Origin of the sequence: Shewanella morhuae (assembly GCF_900156405.1) — a bacterium.
Taxonomy (GTDB): Bacteria; Pseudomonadota; Gammaproteobacteria; order Enterobacterales; family Shewanellaceae; genus Shewanella; species Shewanella morhuae.
In genome coordinates, this window is record NZ_FTNN01000001.1 from 400,002 (window position 1) to 417,857 (window position 17,856).

General features: G+C 45.9%; 8 protein-coding genes. 5 read left to right on the forward strand and 3 right to left on the reverse strand.

Features of this window, described 5'->3' with window-relative positions; all coding sequences use genetic code 11:
* The first annotated feature begins 70 nt into the window (after positions 1 to 70).
* Positions 71 to 1,537 carry a ribosome biogenesis GTPase Der gene (gene der, locus BW947_RS01805; RefSeq protein WP_076496607.1) on the forward strand — a complete coding sequence of 489 codons (1,467 nt, stop codon included), beginning with the start codon at positions 71 to 73 and terminating at the stop codon, positions 1,535 to 1,537.
* A 94-nt stretch (positions 1,538 to 1,631) separates the two neighbouring features.
* Here the strand turns inward: der and xseA are convergent, their stop codons facing one another.
* Positions 1,632 to 2,978 (reverse strand): exodeoxyribonuclease VII large subunit, encoded by a 1,347-nt coding sequence (gene xseA / locus BW947_RS01810; protein ID WP_076496608.1) that lies wholly within the window; start codon positions 2,976 to 2,978, stop codon positions 1,632 to 1,634.
* A 121-nt stretch (positions 2,979 to 3,099) separates the two neighbouring features.
* Here xseA and guaB point away from each other — a divergent pair, with 121 nt between their 5' ends.
* Both guaB and guaA read left to right on the forward strand, forming a co-directional pair.
* Positions 3,100 to 4,566, forward strand: coding sequence for an IMP dehydrogenase (guaB, locus tag BW947_RS01815; RefSeq protein ID WP_076496609.1), 1,467 nt, complete (start codon positions 3,100 to 3,102; stop codon positions 4,564 to 4,566).
* 113 nt (positions 4,567 to 4,679) lie between these two features.
* On the forward strand, positions 4,680 to 6,257 hold the full coding sequence (guaA, locus tag BW947_RS01820) for a glutamine-hydrolyzing GMP synthase (protein ID WP_076496610.1): 1,578 nt from the start codon (positions 4,680 to 4,682) through the stop codon (positions 6,255 to 6,257).
* A 72-nt stretch (positions 6,258 to 6,329) separates the two neighbouring features.
* Here guaA and BW947_RS01825 read toward each other — a convergent pair whose 3' ends face one another.
* The gene (locus tag BW947_RS01825; protein ID WP_076496611.1) at positions 6,330 to 10,901 is read right to left on the reverse strand and encodes an NACHT domain-containing protein; all 4,572 of its coding nucleotides are present in this window, start codon (positions 10,899 to 10,901) and stop codon (positions 6,330 to 6,332) included.
* A 305-nt stretch (positions 10,902 to 11,206) separates the two neighbouring features.
* On the opposite strand from BW947_RS01825, the gene tadA reads away from it, so the two are divergent.
* A complete protein-coding gene (gene tadA, locus BW947_RS01830) occupies positions 11,207 to 11,731 on the forward strand; it encodes a tRNA adenosine(34) deaminase TadA (protein WP_076496612.1) in 525 nt (174 codons plus the stop codon).
* A 331-nt stretch (positions 11,732 to 12,062) separates the two neighbouring features.
* Here the strand turns inward: tadA and mltF are convergent, their stop codons facing one another.
* Positions 12,063 to 13,490 carry a membrane-bound lytic murein transglycosylase MltF gene (gene mltF / locus BW947_RS01835; RefSeq protein WP_076496613.1) on the reverse strand — a complete coding sequence of 476 codons (1,428 nt, stop codon included), beginning with the start codon at positions 13,488 to 13,490 and terminating at the stop codon, positions 12,063 to 12,065.
* Between the two features lie 280 nt (positions 13,491 to 13,770).
* On the opposite strand from mltF, the gene purL reads away from it, so the two are divergent.
* Positions 13,771 to 17,652 carry a phosphoribosylformylglycinamidine synthase gene (gene purL / locus BW947_RS01840; RefSeq protein WP_076496614.1) on the forward strand — a complete coding sequence of 1,294 codons (3,882 nt, stop codon included), beginning with the start codon at positions 13,771 to 13,773 and terminating at the stop codon, positions 17,650 to 17,652.
* Positions 17,653 to 17,856 lie beyond the last annotated feature (204 nt).

Genomic DNA, 17,856 nt, shown 5'->3' on the forward strand with positions numbered 1-17,856 from the left:
TTATCCTTGTAGAGCCCCTGGAAGTGTGTTCCGGGGGCTTTTTATTGAAAAGTTTTTTAGAGGCAAAATCATGATCCCTGTAGTGGCCCTTGTTGGTCGGCCGAACGTCGGTAAATCCACCCTATTTAATCGCCTTACGCGCACGCGTGATGCGTTGGTTGCTGACTTTCCTGGCCTAACACGTGACCGTAAATATGGTCGCGCATTTTTATCTGGCTATGAGTTCATTGTGGTGGATACCGGTGGTATCGACGGCACTGAAGAGGGGATCGAGACTAAAATGGCCGAGCAATCCCTTGCCGCCATTGAAGAGGCCGATGTCGTTTTATTTATGACTGATGCGCGCGCGGGTTTGACTGCTGCGGATCTGTCGATTGCTCAGCATTTACGTAGCCGTCAAAAAACTACTTTTGTGGTTGCTAACAAGGTTGACGGTATTGATGCTGACTCAGCCTGTGGTGAGTTTTGGTCATTAGGTTTAGGTGAAGTTTACCAAATGGCAGCGTCTCAAGGACGCGGCGTCACCAACATGATTGAATATGCGTTAACGCCTTACGCCGAAGCTATGGGTATTGTGCGCCAAGAAGACGGTGAAGTGACCGAAGAGCGCGAATACAGCGAAGAAGAAGCTGAAGCTGAGCAAAAGCGTCTACAAGATTTGCCTATTAAGCTGGCGATTATCGGTAAGCCTAACGTCGGTAAATCAACGCTTACTAACCGGATTTTAGGTGAAGAGCGCGTCGTGGTATTTGACGAGCCTGGTACAACTCGTGACAGTATTTACATTCCAATGGAACGTGAAGGCCGCGAATACGTGCTTATCGATACTGCGGGTGTACGTCGTCGCAGTAAAGTACATCAAGTCATTGAGAAATTCTCGGTGATCAAAACCTTGAAAGCAGTTGAAGATGCCAACGTGGTGTTGCTTATTATCGATGCCCGTGAAGGTGTTGCCGAGCAAGATTTAGGTCTATTAGGTTTCGCACTTAATGCGGGCCGCGCGTTGGTGATTGCTGTTAACAAGTGGGATGGTATAGATCAAGGCATTAAAGACAGAGTGAAGAGCGAGCTTGACCGTCGCCTTGGCTTTATTGACTTTGCCCGTATTCACTTTATTTCGGCGCTGCACGGTACTGGTGTTGGCCATTTATTTGAATCGATTGAAGAAGCTTATGATAGTGCCACGCGCCGTGTCAGTACTTCTATGCTGACTCGTATCATGCAAATGTCACAGGATGATCACCAACCTCCATTGGTCAATGGTCGTCGTGTTAAGCTTAAATATGCTCACGCGGGGGGGTATAATCCTCCAATCGTGGTCATTCACGGTAACCAAGTGAGTCGCTTACCTGATTCTTATAAGCGTTACATGATGAACTACTTCCGTCGTTCACTCAAAGTGGTTGGTACGCCGATTCAACTGCGTTTCCACGAGGGTGATAACCCATTTGAAAACAAGATTGAAAAATTGACCATGAGCCAAGAGCGTCGTCGCAAGCGCGCGCAAAGCCATATCAAAGACAGAAAAACCAAATAGTGTTATTTACCATGCACATTTGAAACAAAAGGAACCCTAGGGTTCCTTTTGTATTTTAAGCGCGTTTAACCTTTGTGTGATGGCGTTCTTTTACTTATTCGAGCGAAGTTATCTGCGTAACCGTTGAGATTAACTGCCCGTGGCGCAAGCGGGTTTGCACACTATCACCGATTGCTAGGTTATCGGTACAATCTATGACTTGGTTATGCACATCGGTGGTAATGCTGTAGCCGCGGCTTAAAGTGGCAAGCGGACTGACGGTTTCAAGCTGATGGGCCGCGTATTTTATCCGCTGCTCACTTTGGCTCAGTTTGTCCTGTAATGCATCCTGTAAGCGACTGGTAAGGTAACTTAGCCTGTTAGCCTCAATCGCGAGCCTATGCTTGGGAGATTGCTGTTCAAGGCGACTGGTGAGCAATTGCTGGCAGCGGCCAAGCTGGTGTAATCGATTCGATAGCGCCGACTCTAGCCTTAATTGCATCTCATCGAATCGTTGTTCGAACTGCTGCAAGCTACGTTTAGGATCTTGGCGCTGCAGTCGGTGTTCAAGCAAACTTAAGCGCCGTTCCTGCTTGAGCTGATAATGCTTCGCACTTTGAGCTAGGCGCGATAATGCCATTGCCAGTTTCTGTGTTTTATTGTCGCTATCTTGGGATAACAACTCGGCGCCAGCAGAGGGCGTTGGTGCGCGAATATCGGCCACATAATCACTGATGGTGGTGTCGACTTCGTGACCTACTGCGCTAACAATGGGCAGGGCGCTGTTATAAATGGTCTGCGCGAGAGCTTCGCTGTTAAAACACCACAAATCTTCAAGCGAGCCGCCGCCACGGGTGAGCAGTAACACGTCAACTTCTAGCCTTTGATTGGCGATATTAATCGCTTGGCAAATGTTGATGTCAGCATTAGCGCCTTGCACTTGAGTCGGGTAAATAATGACTTCAATCGAAGGGTCGCGCCTTGCTAATACGTGCAGCACATCACGAATGGCCGCGCCCGTTGGCGAAGTAATCACACCAATACGTTGGATATTTTTCGGCAAAGATCTTTTAGTATCTGCGGCAAATAGCCCCTCGGCGGCGAGTTTCATTTTGAGTGCATCAAACTGCTGCGCCAGTAGCCCATCGCCAGCGGGTAACATGGACTCAATCAATAATTGATAGTCGCCTCTGGGCTCATATACGCTGATCGCGCCTTTGACTAATACTTGCTGACCATTGATAGGCTTAAAACTGACGCTCTGATTACGCCCTTTAAACATAGCGCAACGAATTTGTGACGAGTGGTCTTTTAAGGTTAAATACCAATGACCTGAGCTGGGTGATGAAAAGTTAGAGATTTCACCATTGAGCCAAATTTTACCCAGTTGCCCCTCGAGAATTTGTCTGACTTCACCGTTGAGCCGCGAGACAGTGTAAATATTATTTTTGGTGCCTTGCATCGTTTTACTCAAAAAATGGGTGATATTTACTATTTTCCATTTACCAGTGGTGATATGCAAGGTATAATCCCGCCGCAATATTTCACCTCTAAAATCCTACTCAAATTGGGAGATGTTGCAAATGCTACGTTTAATTAAAGAAGCGCTTACTTTTGACGATGTGTTACTTGTTCCTGCGCATTCGACTGTACTCCCAAATACCGCCATCCTAAAAACTCGCCTGACCAAAACCATTGAATTGAATATCCCACTTGTGTCTGCTGCTATGGACACAGTAACCGAAGCTCGTCTTGCCATTGCTATCGCGCAAGAAGGCGGTTTAGGTTTTATTCATAAAAATATGAGTATTGAACAGCAAGCTGAAGAAGTTCGTAAAGTGAAAATTTACGAAGCAGGCGTGGTCCAACAACCTGTTACTGTTACCCCATCAACGACCTTAGCTGACCTCAAAATATTAACCTTGAAGAATGGTTTTGCGGGTTACCCCGTCGTTAACGATGCCAATGAACTCGTCGGAATCATTACCGGACGTGACGTGCGCTTTGTGACTGATTGGAGCCGAACGGTAGAAGAAGTGATGACGCCAAAATCGCGTTTAGTCACGGTTGCCGAAGGCACTAAATTAGATGAAGTGCAAAAGCTAATGCATTCGCATCGCATTGAAAAAGTCCTTGTTGTTGATGATAATTTCAAACTAAAAGGTTTGATCACGGTTAAAGACTTCGAGAAAGCCGAACGTAAACCTAACGCTTGTAAAGATGAGTTAGGCCGCTTACGTGTTGGTGCAGCCGTGGGTGCTGGTGCGGGTAATGAAGAGCGTGTTGACGCACTCGTTAAAGCCGGTGTTGACGTACTACTTATCGATTCTTCCCACGGACATTCAGAAGGCGTTTTACAACGTATTCGTGAAACCCGTGCTAAGCACCCCGATTTACAAATCATTGGCGGTAACGTTGCCACGGCGGAAGGTGCATTAGCACTCGTTGAAGCCGGCGTTAACGCAGTTAAAGTGGGTATCGGCCCTGGCTCTATTTGTACCACGCGTATCGTAACTGGTGTGGGCGTACCGCAAATTACTGCTGTTTCTGATGCGGCTGAAGCATTAAAAGGCCTAGGTATTCCGGTTATTGCTGATGGCGGTGTGCGTTTTTCTGGCGATTTAGCTAAGGCTTTAGCAGCGGGCGCATCGTGCATTATGGCGGGTTCTATGTTCGCAGGAACAGAAGAAGCCCCAGGCGAAACAGAACTATTCCAAGGTCGTACTTATAAGTCATACCGCGGTATGGGCTCATTAGGTGCTATGTCTCAAGGTTCTTCAGATCGCTATTTCCAATCTGACAATGCTGCCGACAAACTGGTGCCTGAGGGCATTGAAGGCCGCGTACCTTACAAAGGTAAGTTGAAAGAAATCATTCATCAACACATGGGTGGCCTGCGTTCATGCATGGGCTTAACCGGTTGTGCCACGATTACCGAACTGAATGAAAAAGCGCAATTTGTGAAAGTGACCTCTGCGGGCATGGGTGAATCCCATGTGCACGATGTCATGATTACTAAAGAAGCACCAAATTACCGTTCAGGTTCTTAAGCGTTTGATGAGAGGGCGCTAAGGCGCCTCTTTAATACTTATGATCCAATACTCAAGGTTGGCCATGGCCGCGTTGAGCAATGTTAAAACAATAGATGAGATAAAGGTTCCCCATGAGCGATATTCATGAGCACAAGATACTGATCCTCGATTTTGGATCTCAGTACACTCAATTGATTGCCCGTCGTATCCGTGAAATCGGTGTGTACTGTGAATTATGGGCGTGGGATGTAACAGAAGCCCAAATCCGCGAGTTTGCCCCGAACGGTATTATTCTTGCTGGCGGCCCTGAAAGTGTGACGGCTGAAAACTCGCCACGTGCACCTGAATACGTATTTACTGCTGGCGTGCCTGTGCTTGGCATTTGCTACGGCATGCAAACCATGTCTGAGCAGCTGGGCGGTAAAGTCATTCAAGGTGTGGGTGAGGGCGAGTTTGGCTACGCGCAAATAGAAATGCTGACAGATTCTTTGTTATTTAAAGGCATTGAAGATGCAGTCAGCGGCGAAGGCAAGCCACTACTAGATGTATGGATGAGCCACGGTGACAAAGTCTCGGCGATTCCCCAAGGATTTGTTGCGGTTGCTAAAACCGACACTTGCCCGTTTGCAGCTATGGCCAATGAAGAAAAGCGTTTCTATGGCGTACAATTCCACCCAGAAGTGACCCACACTCGCCAAGGGCTGCGCATGTTATCGCACTTTGCCTTAGACATTTGTGGCTGCGCGGCAAATTGGAAACCTTCATCAATTATCGAAGATGCGATTGAGCGCTTGAAAAAGCAAATTGGTGATGATGAAGTGATCCTCGGTTTATCAGGCGGTGTTGATTCATCGGTGGTGGCTATGCTGCTGCACCGTGCTATCGGTAAAAATCTGACCTGCGTATTTGTTGATAACGGTCTACTGCGTTTGAACGAAGCTGAGCAAGTGATGGACATGTTTGGCGATCATTTTGGCCTGAATATTATTCATGTTGCTGCAGAAAGCCGCTTCCTTGACGCGCTGAAAGGCGAGGCCGAACCAGAAGCTAAGCGTAAGATCATCGGTCGTGTATTTGTAGAAATTTTTGATGAAGAATCAAAAAAATGCGCCAATGCAAAATGGTTAGCCCAAGGCACGATTTATCCTGATGTGATTGAATCTGCTGGCAGCGCCACAGGCAAAGCCCATGTGATTAAATCTCACCATAACGTGGGTGGTCTGCCTGCTGATATGGCTTTAGGTTTAGTTGAGCCACTGCGCGAACTGTTTAAAGATGAAGTGCGCAAAATTGGTCTTGAGTTAGGCCTACCTTACAATATGCTTTATCGCCATCCGTTCCCAGGACCAGGTCTTGGTGTGCGCGTATTAGGTGAAGTGAAGAAAGAATATTGTGACTTGCTGCGCCGCGCCGATGCTATCTTTATCGAAGAACTGCATAAAGCCGACTTATACAACAAAGTCAGCCAAGCCTTTACGGTGTTTTTACCTGTACGCTCAGTTGGCGTAATGGGTGATGGCCGTAAATATGATTGGGTTGTATCACTGCGCGCCGTAGAAACAATCGATTTTATGACCGCCCATTGGGCGCATCTACCGTATGATTTCTTAGGCCGCGTATCAAACCGCATCATCAATGAAGTCGATGGCATTTCCCGTGTGGTTTACGATATCTCTGGCAAACCGCCAGCGACGATCGAGTGGGAATAAGTTAATTACGGCTCATCGATTCGATGAGGGAACCCCGCCAAAAGGCGGGGTTCTTGTTTATGGAGGTAATGCTTAAAACATTTTTTCTACAGAAGTGACAAAGATTGGATCAGGTATTTCTTGCCCAATAAGTCTCTTCTTTCGTTCCTTGTTTCTTTCTTTGATTGCTTTCTCCCTTGCTTGGTTAAACACAGGGGAATAATGTGACCATTTACAAGCTATCGGAGGTTGTGTACTAATGCGTGCATCCATGCAGGTTTTGGCAATGATTAGATACCGCCAGAACTCCTCTGGTGTTGGTGCGTCCCACATATTTTGAACCCATGTTTGTGCCCATAGAGCATTCTCATACTCTGTAAATGCATGTTTAGCTGCTTTGGCACACATACCTTTACCATTGATGTGTTTATCAATTATGCCAACGAGTTTATCAGACTGAGTCGAGTATCCTGCAATCGTTATGGCGTATGCTTGATCTAAACTATCTTCGCTGGAAGCAAATTGTTGAATCAATGATGTAATAAAGTCAGCCGCACCAAAACGCTCTGCTGCGAGTATTTCTCGGGCAAGAACTGCGTCATTTTCGGCACCTAAAAGTCTTTGATACCGCAACTTTTGTATTGGTTTAGATACTTCGCTTCCCCAAATGGCTTGATGTTCAAGGGTCAGATCGTCTCCTAAAGCCAGTGTCACGAAACCTTGTGACGTTGCTGCTCGGTTTAGCAGTGCCACAGCTTTTTCTGGATATTTCGAGGAAAGTAGATTTGCCACAGCAAAGGCCAAGTTCTTGAGCCAAAGGAATTTAGCCGTGTCCGTCTGTTCTAAAATGTTGACCAGTTCATCGATCAGCGAGGGTACTTGAAAAACTAGGCGTTGGAGATTGTCTATAGTAATTTCTTTAACTAAGAGTTCTGCATCTGTGCCTTTCAGCTTTGTGAAAAAAGCTTCCGCTACTGCATTTAGTCTGCTTTGCTTTTCGTCGAAATAATCATCGTTATCTAGAATTTCCTCTAAGCTCTTTTGCTTAGGGAAGCGTTCGTTTGTTCGATTTGACTCTTCGATAGATATGAAAGCGTATGGGGCTAATTCAGTCCTAGATAGTTCCAAGTCTGCAAGTGGAGGTTGTATTTTGCTGGCAGCAGTAATCCCGCTAGTAAGTCGTTGTATAAAGCAGTCTACCATTGGTTTAGCAAATGACTTTCCTAATCTATTGGCTGATGCGAACCAAGTCTTATGGTTTATTCGATTTAGTAGCTCTTCGCTCGATAATTCGTTTCGAAAGCACGCCTCTACCAATAGCATAGAGCCGAACCACTCCTCATAGGTTTTTTCGTCTGCAGAGGTTGCGTTCCAACTATCTAGCGTATGAACCTGTCGAACAAGATCCAAATCATTGAACACTGCTAATTCATAGATAACTGAGCGAAGCATAGAAGAATCATAAATAAAACACTTTAATATCAGCTCTTCGAGTTCACTATTTATCTGGGTTTTGCCATATAACGCAGCCGCAAGAGCTCCATAAACAGCTTCTTCATCGTTAGTTTCGAGTGATTTTTGAAGTGCTGCGACGATTGCTTCTGTTGGTTGGCGTTTAAGGCTTGGGATGGCTTTTAGTAAATATTTTGTCCCGACGATTTTGTTCGTCATGCATTTGAGTTGTTCTTCTGCTGAAATTTGTGCGGCGGCATAGTAAAACACAAACATCTGACAAATATCCCGATCATTTTCTGTCAGAACCTCAAAGGCATCGCTTTCCACCATTCTATTGAGCAAGTTCTTCGCTAAGTCAGGGGTAACTAATGGGATGTCATTTTCACTGTTTAGAATTAGCTGCCGCAGAGGAAGTCCTGTTCTTGTTAACAACCCTGCAAGGATACTTTGAGTTTTTTCAATAGCGACTGCGGGTTCAAATCGGCATGCAACTGGCAGAAATTGTATGAAGCTGTGGTCTTCGCTGCTTTGCCCCATCATTGTCTGTAACATCATATCGGGAGCAAGAGCTGTGAATTGTTGGATCCCTTGCTCTATATCTGTTGGTCGAGCAGCATCAGGATTTGCCACTTTAACCTGACGCCATTTGTCGGGTGATGGCGGTTCAAAGTTATATCCCCCCTTTCGTAGCTCTTCAGCAATCGCATCGGCCTCTGTCGCGTCAACTTCTTCACCGCTCGAATTAAGCATTCGTACAATCGTCCACTGGGCTCCTTTCGAAGTAGTATTGTTGCGTAGTGGCTCAATCGCTTTGAGGAAGGAATATCTGGTTGCGGCGCGCTCCACCCGATTAAATGTTGTAAGTTGATTAAATGCCTTCCGTGCAAAAGAGATATCTTTATTCAATGAAAAAGCTAAGCCCATTGCAACAAAGCTTTCGGCGAAGCCAACGAGGGAGCGTCCCGCCAGTAGCCGAAGTGCTATCGTAAACAATTCGTCAGGTTCGCTCGATACCTCGGTCATCTGCGTCAGTAGTTGCTTTTCAAAAGAGGATAGAGAAGACAAGGTCTCTTCGATTTCAGATTTTTTTCTCTCAAGCTGTTTTTCGTACTCTGAGTCATTTCGCCTGTGATAACGATTAGTCTGTTCAACGGGATCCTTGTTGTAGCAGTGAAGCCATTGACGTATGGCTGCTTCAGCCGCTTGCCATCCTATTTCAGATTGCGTGACTTCAAACGTGGCGTGGATGAACCAGTCTTGATTGATTCTTCTTCCATTTTCGAGACACAGAATCTTTAAAACGTCGAAATGTGTTTCTGGTTGAAGCTTGACGATCCCAACGAATGTTTCAAAGCGACGGTTATCCACATTTTGTAGATTGGCAAACTCATTTAGCAGACCAGATAAGATTTTATTATCAAATCTAATGCCGTCGAGTGCGCAGATCATTAAAGATGCAAAGAGCACATCAGCGGTTCGGTCCATGGCCTGTATCGGCTCGACAAGCTGGCATATCCGAGCGGCTAAATCCTGTTTTGCCCGAAGCGTTTGCCAAAGTTGGTCAACCAGCGTGAAGCCGAGGGCGAGAGTCAAACCCTCTTCACGTAGTTCGTACTGATCACCTGGCCCTGGGAGAGTTCGGAAGAAACGTGTCTCAATGACGGCGCTGGAATCTGCCTGAAAGTTCTGAGGCGGTTCGTTTATAGATGCCTGCACTCGCTTTAACACCTCTGTTGCGTGCTGACTGAGGCGGCTGGTCAAGTCCGTGAAGATCTCGTCTTCGAAGTTCTCACGCTGCGACGCTCGAAGGTGCTCCAGCAGCAACCTATCGGTTGTTAACCCTTTCCAAGCCATCGCCTTCTGATGTGGAAGGGTGGTGATAGCAACGTTAAGCAATCTTGGATTTTGGAGTGTTAACAGAGTTTGTTGATCGAGCCAATCAAGATAAATTCCATGGTATGTAAGCAGCATATTGCGTTCAGCAGATGACCACTCCGGAACCGTGATGACTTTAGGCTTGAATTCTAATCCTGGGGCGACTGTCTTCTTCCAAAATGTTGGCCTAACTGTCACGATCAACCGACCGCCAATTTTTGATAATCGGTATTGAAATCCGTTAAGTAACTTATCCCATGGGATTGTTTGACGTTGATTTAAGCCGTCAATAACTACTAACAGGGAAGCTTGTGGTGGTGTAATCCTCCAAGCCTGAAGGCGATGTCTCCATCGACTCTTAAGTGCTTTAGTTGTAATTTCATTGGTTTGCTTAATCAAAATATCAATGAGGAAGTCATCAAGTTCTTCTACCGATGTTCCCTCAAGTTGCTCTGCACTGACGAATAACGCCAAGCCCTTAGTCTCAGAACACAATTGCGCTGAAAGCCATGACTTGCCGTGGCCTTCATCACCCAACAGAATGAGTTCTTTTCCAGCTTGAATTTCTCCTGCGATCTGATCTCGCAGTTCATTGCGCACCGATGGGAAGTGCTTATCTTTTAAGACTGCTAGCCCTTGCCCTAAACGTTCCTTCGCTAAGCGCGTGTCGCAAAATGTTTTAATTCGCCATTCATGGTTCAACTCAATCGCTCGTTGTAATGCCAGCTTCGAAACATTGAGGTTCGACTTGAGTCTTTGAAGGAGATTTTCGAATTCTGGATGATGCAAGATATCTCGGAATGATGCCTTAAGGTCACCATCAGTTATCTTTGTTTGGCACGTTTTCAATGAGTAATTTTTGACGATGAAATCGATGGCAGGATCGCCAGCTGCAACCACGGCTATGGCTAGAAGCGGCAGTGGGGCAGAGGTCCAATCCAAAATAAAGGTAGAAATAGCATTTCGGTCACCATCTTCCTGGATATCCCTTGCAATCTGTGAACTTACCTCGGTTGTCGCACCAAGAATCCACAAACGATCCGCGGCATTGTTGTCGCGTGCCAAATCCGCTATTTTTGTCAAGACTTCATTTCTGGGAATATCACCTGAGTATCGCTTGGCTTCGAAACAAATTGAATCGCTAGGCATTGCAGCATCTCCATCCATGCCACCCTGTAGCCCACTTGCAGAAAGACGAAATGGGATACCAGTCAAGTTCGTCAGCACAATGCGAAGGAGACCTTCAAATCCATCTGCGCCTGTTGCCTTTAGTGATAAAATACCGGTTCTGATTATTTCAAGGCTTTTTGAGTATCGACAAACAGATTCGCTCATGTGTTTTCTCGTTTAATTTGGATGGAGCGTTGTCCCTATTAATAATGCTATTCCTTTCAAAATTAAATTACTGATAATGGGAACTGCTTAATTGAAAGGGATATCTATAGTGCGCATTTTTCTCAACATAGTAATTCCTCTAGATGTTACTTACCACACCAGTTTTTTTAACTGATTTTTTTAAAAGGTATTTTTACTAGTTATATACTTCAGTGGGAATAGTTTAAGAGTGATAAGTCTTTTAGGCTAAAGGCGCCAAGTGCGTCTTTTTATTAGTTATAGGTATAATTGCCGTATTTTTACAGATGAGTGACAGCCTAGTGGACCAAATGAAGTTAGACGAATATTGGATGCAAGTAGCAATGCAGATGGCCGAAAAAGCCGAGGCCGCAGGCGAAGTGCCCGTGGGCGCCGTATTGGTAAAGGACGGTCAGCAAATTGCCACTGGTTACAATTTATCGATTAGCCAACACGATCCTAGTGCCCATGCAGAAATTTTATGTTTGCGGGAAGCGGGGCGCTTAGTCGAAAACTATCGTTTGTTAGATGCAACTTTGTATATCACGCTTGAGCCTTGCGCTATGTGTGCTGGTGCTATGGTGCATAGTCGTATCGCAAGGGTGGTGTTTGGCGCGCGGGATGAAAAAACGGGTGCAGCAGGCTCAGTGATCAACTTACTGCAACACCCTGTATTTAATCACCAAGTTGAAGTTACTTCTGGAGTATTAGCCGAGGCTTGTAGCGCACAATTGAGTCGTTTTTTTAAACGTCGCAGGGATGAGAAAAAAGCCCTGAAACAGGCTAAAAAGGCGCAGCAATCAATTGAGTAAACATTGATTTAAGCGGCAGGATTAATCTTGAGATTGGATAAAAGTGAAGAACAGTTTTTGACGATTTAGAATACGTCTATGACGGATTTTGAGTAAAGTGCGACGACGCGCAGCTGTGTTGCTGATGGCTTTTCTTTTCATATAGACCCCATTTATTGTTATTTTGCTGTCGGTTAACGCATTATCCTCGCCGTTAAGCCACGACAGTAGCAGTTGCATTAGAATGCGGCAATAGCACGGGTTAGATAAGCTTAATTCAGCATGCGTTTAGCCTACAGATGTGTTTTAGCCTGAGTCTTGGATAAGCTTACGTCTTTAAAGGTGAGTGAGGTTATTTAGGCTGATCTGGGCTTAATGTTCCTGCTGGGAGTGTGGGCTGTTCTTCCTCTAAATCGCTACTATCATCATCGGGATGGGGCTTGGATTGATTATCCATCCACACCAGCGTGTCATAATAGCGGCGAATACTATCGACATAATGTACCGCTTCACTGCCGCGAGCATAGCCATAGCGAGTCTTTTGATAGTATTTACGCTTTTGCAGTAGCGGTAACACCTTCTTTAAATCTCGCCATGCATTCGGGTTTAACTCCATTGATTCAGCGAGTTTACGCGCATCTTCAACGTGGGCATAACCTATATTGTATGACGCCAGTGCAAACCACATGCGCTGACTTTCAGGGATCGATTCTGGCAAACGGTTAATCATATCATTGAGATAAGCCGCGCCGCCGCGAATGCTTTCTTCCGCATCCAAACGATTAGTAATACCAATTTCTTTAGCCGTGGGTTGGGTCAGCATCATCATGCCACGTACCCCCGTTGCTGAACGAGCATTTGGGTTCCAGTGCGATTCTTGATAGCTTGTCGCCGCCAGTTTACGCCAATCTAAATTGCCAGCGTATTTTTCAAATAAGTGACGATAACGGGGTAATACGGTTTCGATGGCGCGGATAAATGCGCGAGTATCGACATAATCGAAACGTTTCACATGACCAAAGTATTTTTCATTTAAGTGGTCGAGTGTACCAGCGCGTTTTTCTTGATGCCAAAAGGCCAGCAATTGGCTCATAAGCTGGTCGCTATGATTGGGAGGTAATAACCAGACAACATCGAGCTTCTCTTCTAACACTGGGCCTGAACGTAAGTCGGGTAAATAACGGCGGTTGATTTGTACACTGCTTGAATCGGCGATGGTGTAGTCAATTTCCTTATTGGCGATCATTGCCAATAATTCTTCGCTGTCCTTGTCGGCAATTTGATCCCATACCAATGTTGGATAATGTTTTTGCAACTGGGTTAAGGTTTCGACGAAGGCCGAATCGGCTATCACAGTAATCTTACCTTTTAAGTCACTGATATCTTTTGGGACAGGCATACCTTCACGATAAACTAAGACTTGATTAACACGGTATAGCGGTGGACCAAGACGAAACTGCTCTCGTCTGGCGGGCGTTTCAGTCATGCCTGCGGCAATAATATCAATGTGATTTTTTTTAAGGGCTTCGTACAGTTCTGCATGATTAGTATAGGGCACCATTTTTAACGGCACGTTTAAGTATTCAGCAAACAACACCGCCATATCGTAATCGAAACCGCTATCACCTTGGCCAGAGGTCATATAAATCTGTGGTCCGTACAAGGTGCCCACTCTTAATTCTGTTAATTTTTTCGGCACAAATTCTGTTTCGTCCACGGTAGTAGGCTGACAGGCAGTCAGTAAAAAACCTAGGGAAAAAACTATCAAGAATCGAATCATCAAATGCGCTTATATTAAGTAAAATCAATGGTGTAAATAAAGAGTTAACAGTAGGGTATACGTGGTGAGCTGAGCAACAGTGGTGGGATTATATCCGTTTGTCGGGAATAACGTAAAAAAATCGTTCGTAGAGGTAAATGATGACTTAAAAATACGTCGCTTTTTATATTACAGGAAACACTGTTTTGCGTAATGACACAGGTGATTTGTGCTAGACATTTCCCTATAATAGCGCCAATTCTGACCCCTGCAATAATAAATAATAAGGTGAATAGACGTGATGGAAATCATCCGCGGAGCCCCTGCACTCTCGACGTTTAGAATGCAAAAGCTGATGGAGGCCTGCGAAAATGCGGCGCTTCCGGTACGCCAAATCTATGCTGAATATGTTCATTTAGCGGATTTGAGCGAGTTGCTCGACACTAACGAACGCCAGCAACTTGAAACAATTCTCACCTATGGACCCGCGATAGAAACTCATATCCCCCAAGGTTCACTTCTGTTTGTCACGCCTCGTCCCGGTACTATTTCTCCTTGGTCTTCAAAAGCCACTGACATTGCCCATAATTGTGGTCTTGGTAAAATGAAGCGTTTGGAGCGAGGCGTTGCGTATTATGTTGAATCAGATGCACTGACTGCAATGCAGCAACATGCCTTAAATGCACTGCTGCATGACCGCATGGTTGACATCATTCTCGATGATTTTGCTAAAGCTGATGTGTTATTTAAACGCACCGAGCCAGCACCATTTAAGAGTGTAAATATTCTTGCCGAAGGCCGCCGTGCGTTAGAGGTAGCCAATACTGAACTGGGCCTCGCCTTAGCCGAAGATGAAATTGACTATTTAGTCGAAAACTTCGTCCGTTTAGGCCGTAATCCCCACGATATTGAATTGATGATGTTTGCTCAGGCGAACTCAGAGCATTGTCGTCACAAAATTTTTAACGCAGATTGGACGATTGATGGCGAAGTACAGCCCAAATCATTGTTCAAAATGATTAAGAACACCTTTGAAACCACGCCAGATCATGTGTTGTCGGCCTACAAAGATAACGCTGCTGTGATGGAAGGTTCAGTTGCGGGTCGTTTTTTCCCAGATCCTGATGGGGTGTACAACTACCACACTGAACCTATGCACATTTTGATGAAAGTGGAAACCCACAACCATCCAACAGCTATCAGCCCATATCCAGGCGCTGCAACGGGTTCAGGCGGCGAAATTCGTGATGAAGGCGCAACGGGCCGCGGCTCTAAACCTAAAGCGGGTTTAACCGGTTTTAGCGTATCAAATTTGAATATTCCCGGTTTTGAACAGCCGTGGGAAACCCATTACGGTAAACCCGATCGTATTGTGAGTGCGCTAGATATTATGACCGAAGGCCCATTGGGCGGCGCGGCATTTAACAACGAGTTTGGCCGTCCTGCGCTGGTGGGCTATTTCCGTACCTATGAGCAAGAAGTTAGTAGCCATAACGGTGTTGAAGTACGCGGTTACCACAAGCCCATTATGTTAGCCGGTGGTTTAGGTAATATTCGCGAAGAACATGTGCAAAAGGGTGAAATCACCGTTGGCGCTAAGCTGATTGTGCTCGGTGGTCCTGCAATGAACATTGGTCTGGGCGGCGGCGCGGCTTCATCTATGGCATCGGGTCAATCGAGCGAAAATCTTGATTTTGCTTCTGTACAACGTGAAAACCCAGAAATGGAGCGACGTTGTCAGGAAGTGATTGACCGTTGCTGGCAGCTTGGCGATAAAAATCCGATCCAATTTATCCACGATGTGGGTGCGGGCGGCTTATCAAATGCTTTCCCTGAGTTAGTCAATGACGCAGAGCGTGGTGGTCTGTTTAATCTGCGTAATGTGCCATCGGACGAACCGGGAATGAGCCCGCTAGAAATCTGGTGTAACGAGTCACAAGAGCGTTATGTGATGTCAGTTGCCCCTGAAAATCTCGCATTATTCACGGCAATCTGTGAGCGTGAACGTGCGCCATTTGCCGTAGTGGGTGAAGCGACAGCTGAAAAGCATTTAACGCTTAGCGACAGCCATTTTGACAATAACCCTATCGATTTACCGCTTGAAGTTTTATTAGGCAAAGCACCTAAGATGAGCCGTGATGTGGTATCAGCTAAAGCGGTATCTCCGGCGCTAAAGCAAGATAACATTGATGTAAAAGAAGCGGTTAAACGTGTATTAAGCCTACCTACCGTGGCGGATAAAAGCTTCCTTATCACCATTGGCGACCGCACAGTTACAGGTTTAGTTAACCGTGACCAAATGGTGGGGCCATGGCAAGTGCCAGTTGCCGATTGCGCGGTCACTGCGGCTAGTTTTGATACCTACACAGGTGAAGCTATGTCACTGGGTGAACGTACACCTTTAGCGCTGCTTGATTTTGGCGCCTCTGCCCGTATGGCAGTTGCTGAGTCAATCATGAATATTGCTGGCGTTGATATTGGTTCGTTCAAACGGATTAAATTATCTGCTAACTGGATGTCTGCGGCAGGTCACCCAGGTGAAGATGCCGGTCTTTATGAAGCGGTTAAAGCCGTAGGTGAAGAATTGTGCCCAGAGCTGAGCCTGACCATTCCGGTCGGTAAAGACTCAATGTCGATGAAGACCGCATGGCAACAAGATGGCGCAGATAAAACTGTCACCTCACCAATGTCCTTAGTCATCACCGCCTTTGGTGTGGTGCAAGATATTCGTAATACCGTGACACCAGAACTACGCACAGATAAAGGCGAGACGTCTTTATTGTTAGTGGATTTAGGCGCGGGTAAAAATCGTTTAGGTGGTTCTTGTTTAGCGCAGGTGTTTGGTGAGTTGGGTGATATCGCGCCAGATCTTGATGACGCTGCACTACTGCGCGGTTTCTTTGAAACCATGCAAAATTTAGTCGCTAAAAAGTCTGTTATCGCTTACCACGATCGCAGTGACGGCGGTTTATTTACCACGTTAGTAGAAATGGCCTTTGCAGGTAATACTGGTTTAGACATCGATATAGACGATTTGCATGGCACTGATTTAGAAAGGCTCTTTAATGAAGAACTCGGCGCTGTGCTGCAAGTGAGCCGCGACAACGCCGCAAAAATTGCTGCTCAGTTTGCTATCGCTGGCGTACCTTGTCATGTGATCGGGACTTTAGCCGATGATCAACGCATCACTATTAACGATGGCGCGCGTGAAGTTTTCAGCGATACCCGTGTAGCGCTGCGTACTGTGTGGTCAGAAACCACTTATCGTATGCAAGCACTGCGTGATAACCCAGAGTGCGCGCTTGAAGAGTTTAAGCTCAAACAAGACGAAACCGATTTAGGCTTAACGGTTAATTTAAGTTTTGACCCAAGTGTTGATGTCGCTGCGCCTTATATCCTTAAAGGTATCGCCCCTAAGATGGCTATTTTGCGTGAGCAGGGCGTTAACTCTCAGGTAGAAATGGCTGCTGCCTTTGACCGTGCTGGATTTGAAAGCCACGATGTGCACATGTCGGATATTTTATCGGGCCGTATCAGCTTAGATGAGTTCGAAGGCCTAGTGGCTTGCGGCGGTTTCTCCTACGGTGACGTATTAGGTGCGGGTGAAGGTTGGGCTAAGTCGATTTTGTTTAACGAGCGTGCCCGCGATGAGTTTTCACGTTTCTTTGAGCGTGATTCAAGTTTTGCCCTTGGCGTGTGTAACGGCTGCCAAATGCTGTCGAACCTGAAAGAAATTATCCCAGGAAGTGAGCATTGGCCACGTTTTGTGCGTAACCGCTCAGAGCGTTTCGAAGCACGCTTCAGTTTAGTTGAGGTGCAACAGAGCCCGTCGTTATTCTTCCAAGGTATGGCAGGCTCACGTATGCCTATTGCCGTATCCCACGGTGAAGGTTTGGCTGAGTTTGCCAGTGCACAATCGCAGGCAAAGGCCGAAGCGTCAGGCACGATTGCACTGCGTTTTGTCAATGGTATGGGTGATATCGCGACTCAGTATCCACAAAACCCGAATGGCTCGCCAAACGGCTTAACGGGTATTTGTACAACAGATGGCCGCGTAACGCTGATGATGCCGCACCCAGAACGTGTGTTTAGAACTGTAGCTAACTCTTGGCATCCCGATGCTTGGGGTGAGGATAGCCCGTGGATGCGTATGTTCCGAAATGCACGAGTGACCCTAGGTTAAGTGATTAAAACACACTACTTTTACCTATGTTGAAGCGTAAAAGCCGGTTTATGTCATCATAAAAAAAGGAGCGATAATTTCGCTCCTTTTTTCATATTTAAAATGCACTTTTACAAAACTCGATGTATTTCAGGCTATTAATTTTTATTGTAAATATTCTAATCGATCAAAGTGATGAAACGGTCGTTTCAACTATTAAGTACC

What these genes read in the sequence shown, in the direction of transcription:
- der (WP_076496607.1), top strand. Translation starts at nt 71, where the DNA reads ATGATCCCTGTAGTGGCCCTTGTTGGTCGGCCGAACGTCGGTAAATCC.
- xseA (WP_076496608.1), bottom strand. Translation starts at nt 2,978, where the DNA reads ATGCAAGGCACCAAAAATAATATTTACACTGTCTCGCGGCTCAACGGT.
- guaB (WP_076496609.1), top strand. Translation starts at nt 3,100, where the DNA reads ATGCTACGTTTAATTAAAGAAGCGCTTACTTTTGACGATGTGTTACTT.
- guaA (WP_076496610.1), top strand. Translation starts at nt 4,680, where the DNA reads ATGAGCGATATTCATGAGCACAAGATACTGATCCTCGATTTTGGATCT.
- BW947_RS01825 (WP_076496611.1), bottom strand. Translation starts at nt 10,901, where the DNA reads ATGAGCGAATCTGTTTGTCGATACTCAAAAAGCCTTGAAATAATCAGA.
- tadA (WP_076496612.1), top strand. Translation starts at nt 11,207, where the DNA reads ATGAGTGACAGCCTAGTGGACCAAATGAAGTTAGACGAATATTGGATG.
- mltF (WP_076496613.1), bottom strand. Translation starts at nt 13,490, where the DNA reads ATGATTCGATTCTTGATAGTTTTTTCCCTAGGTTTTTTACTGACTGCC.
- purL (WP_076496614.1), top strand. Translation starts at nt 13,771, where the DNA reads ATGGAAATCATCCGCGGAGCCCCTGCACTCTCGACGTTTAGAATGCAA.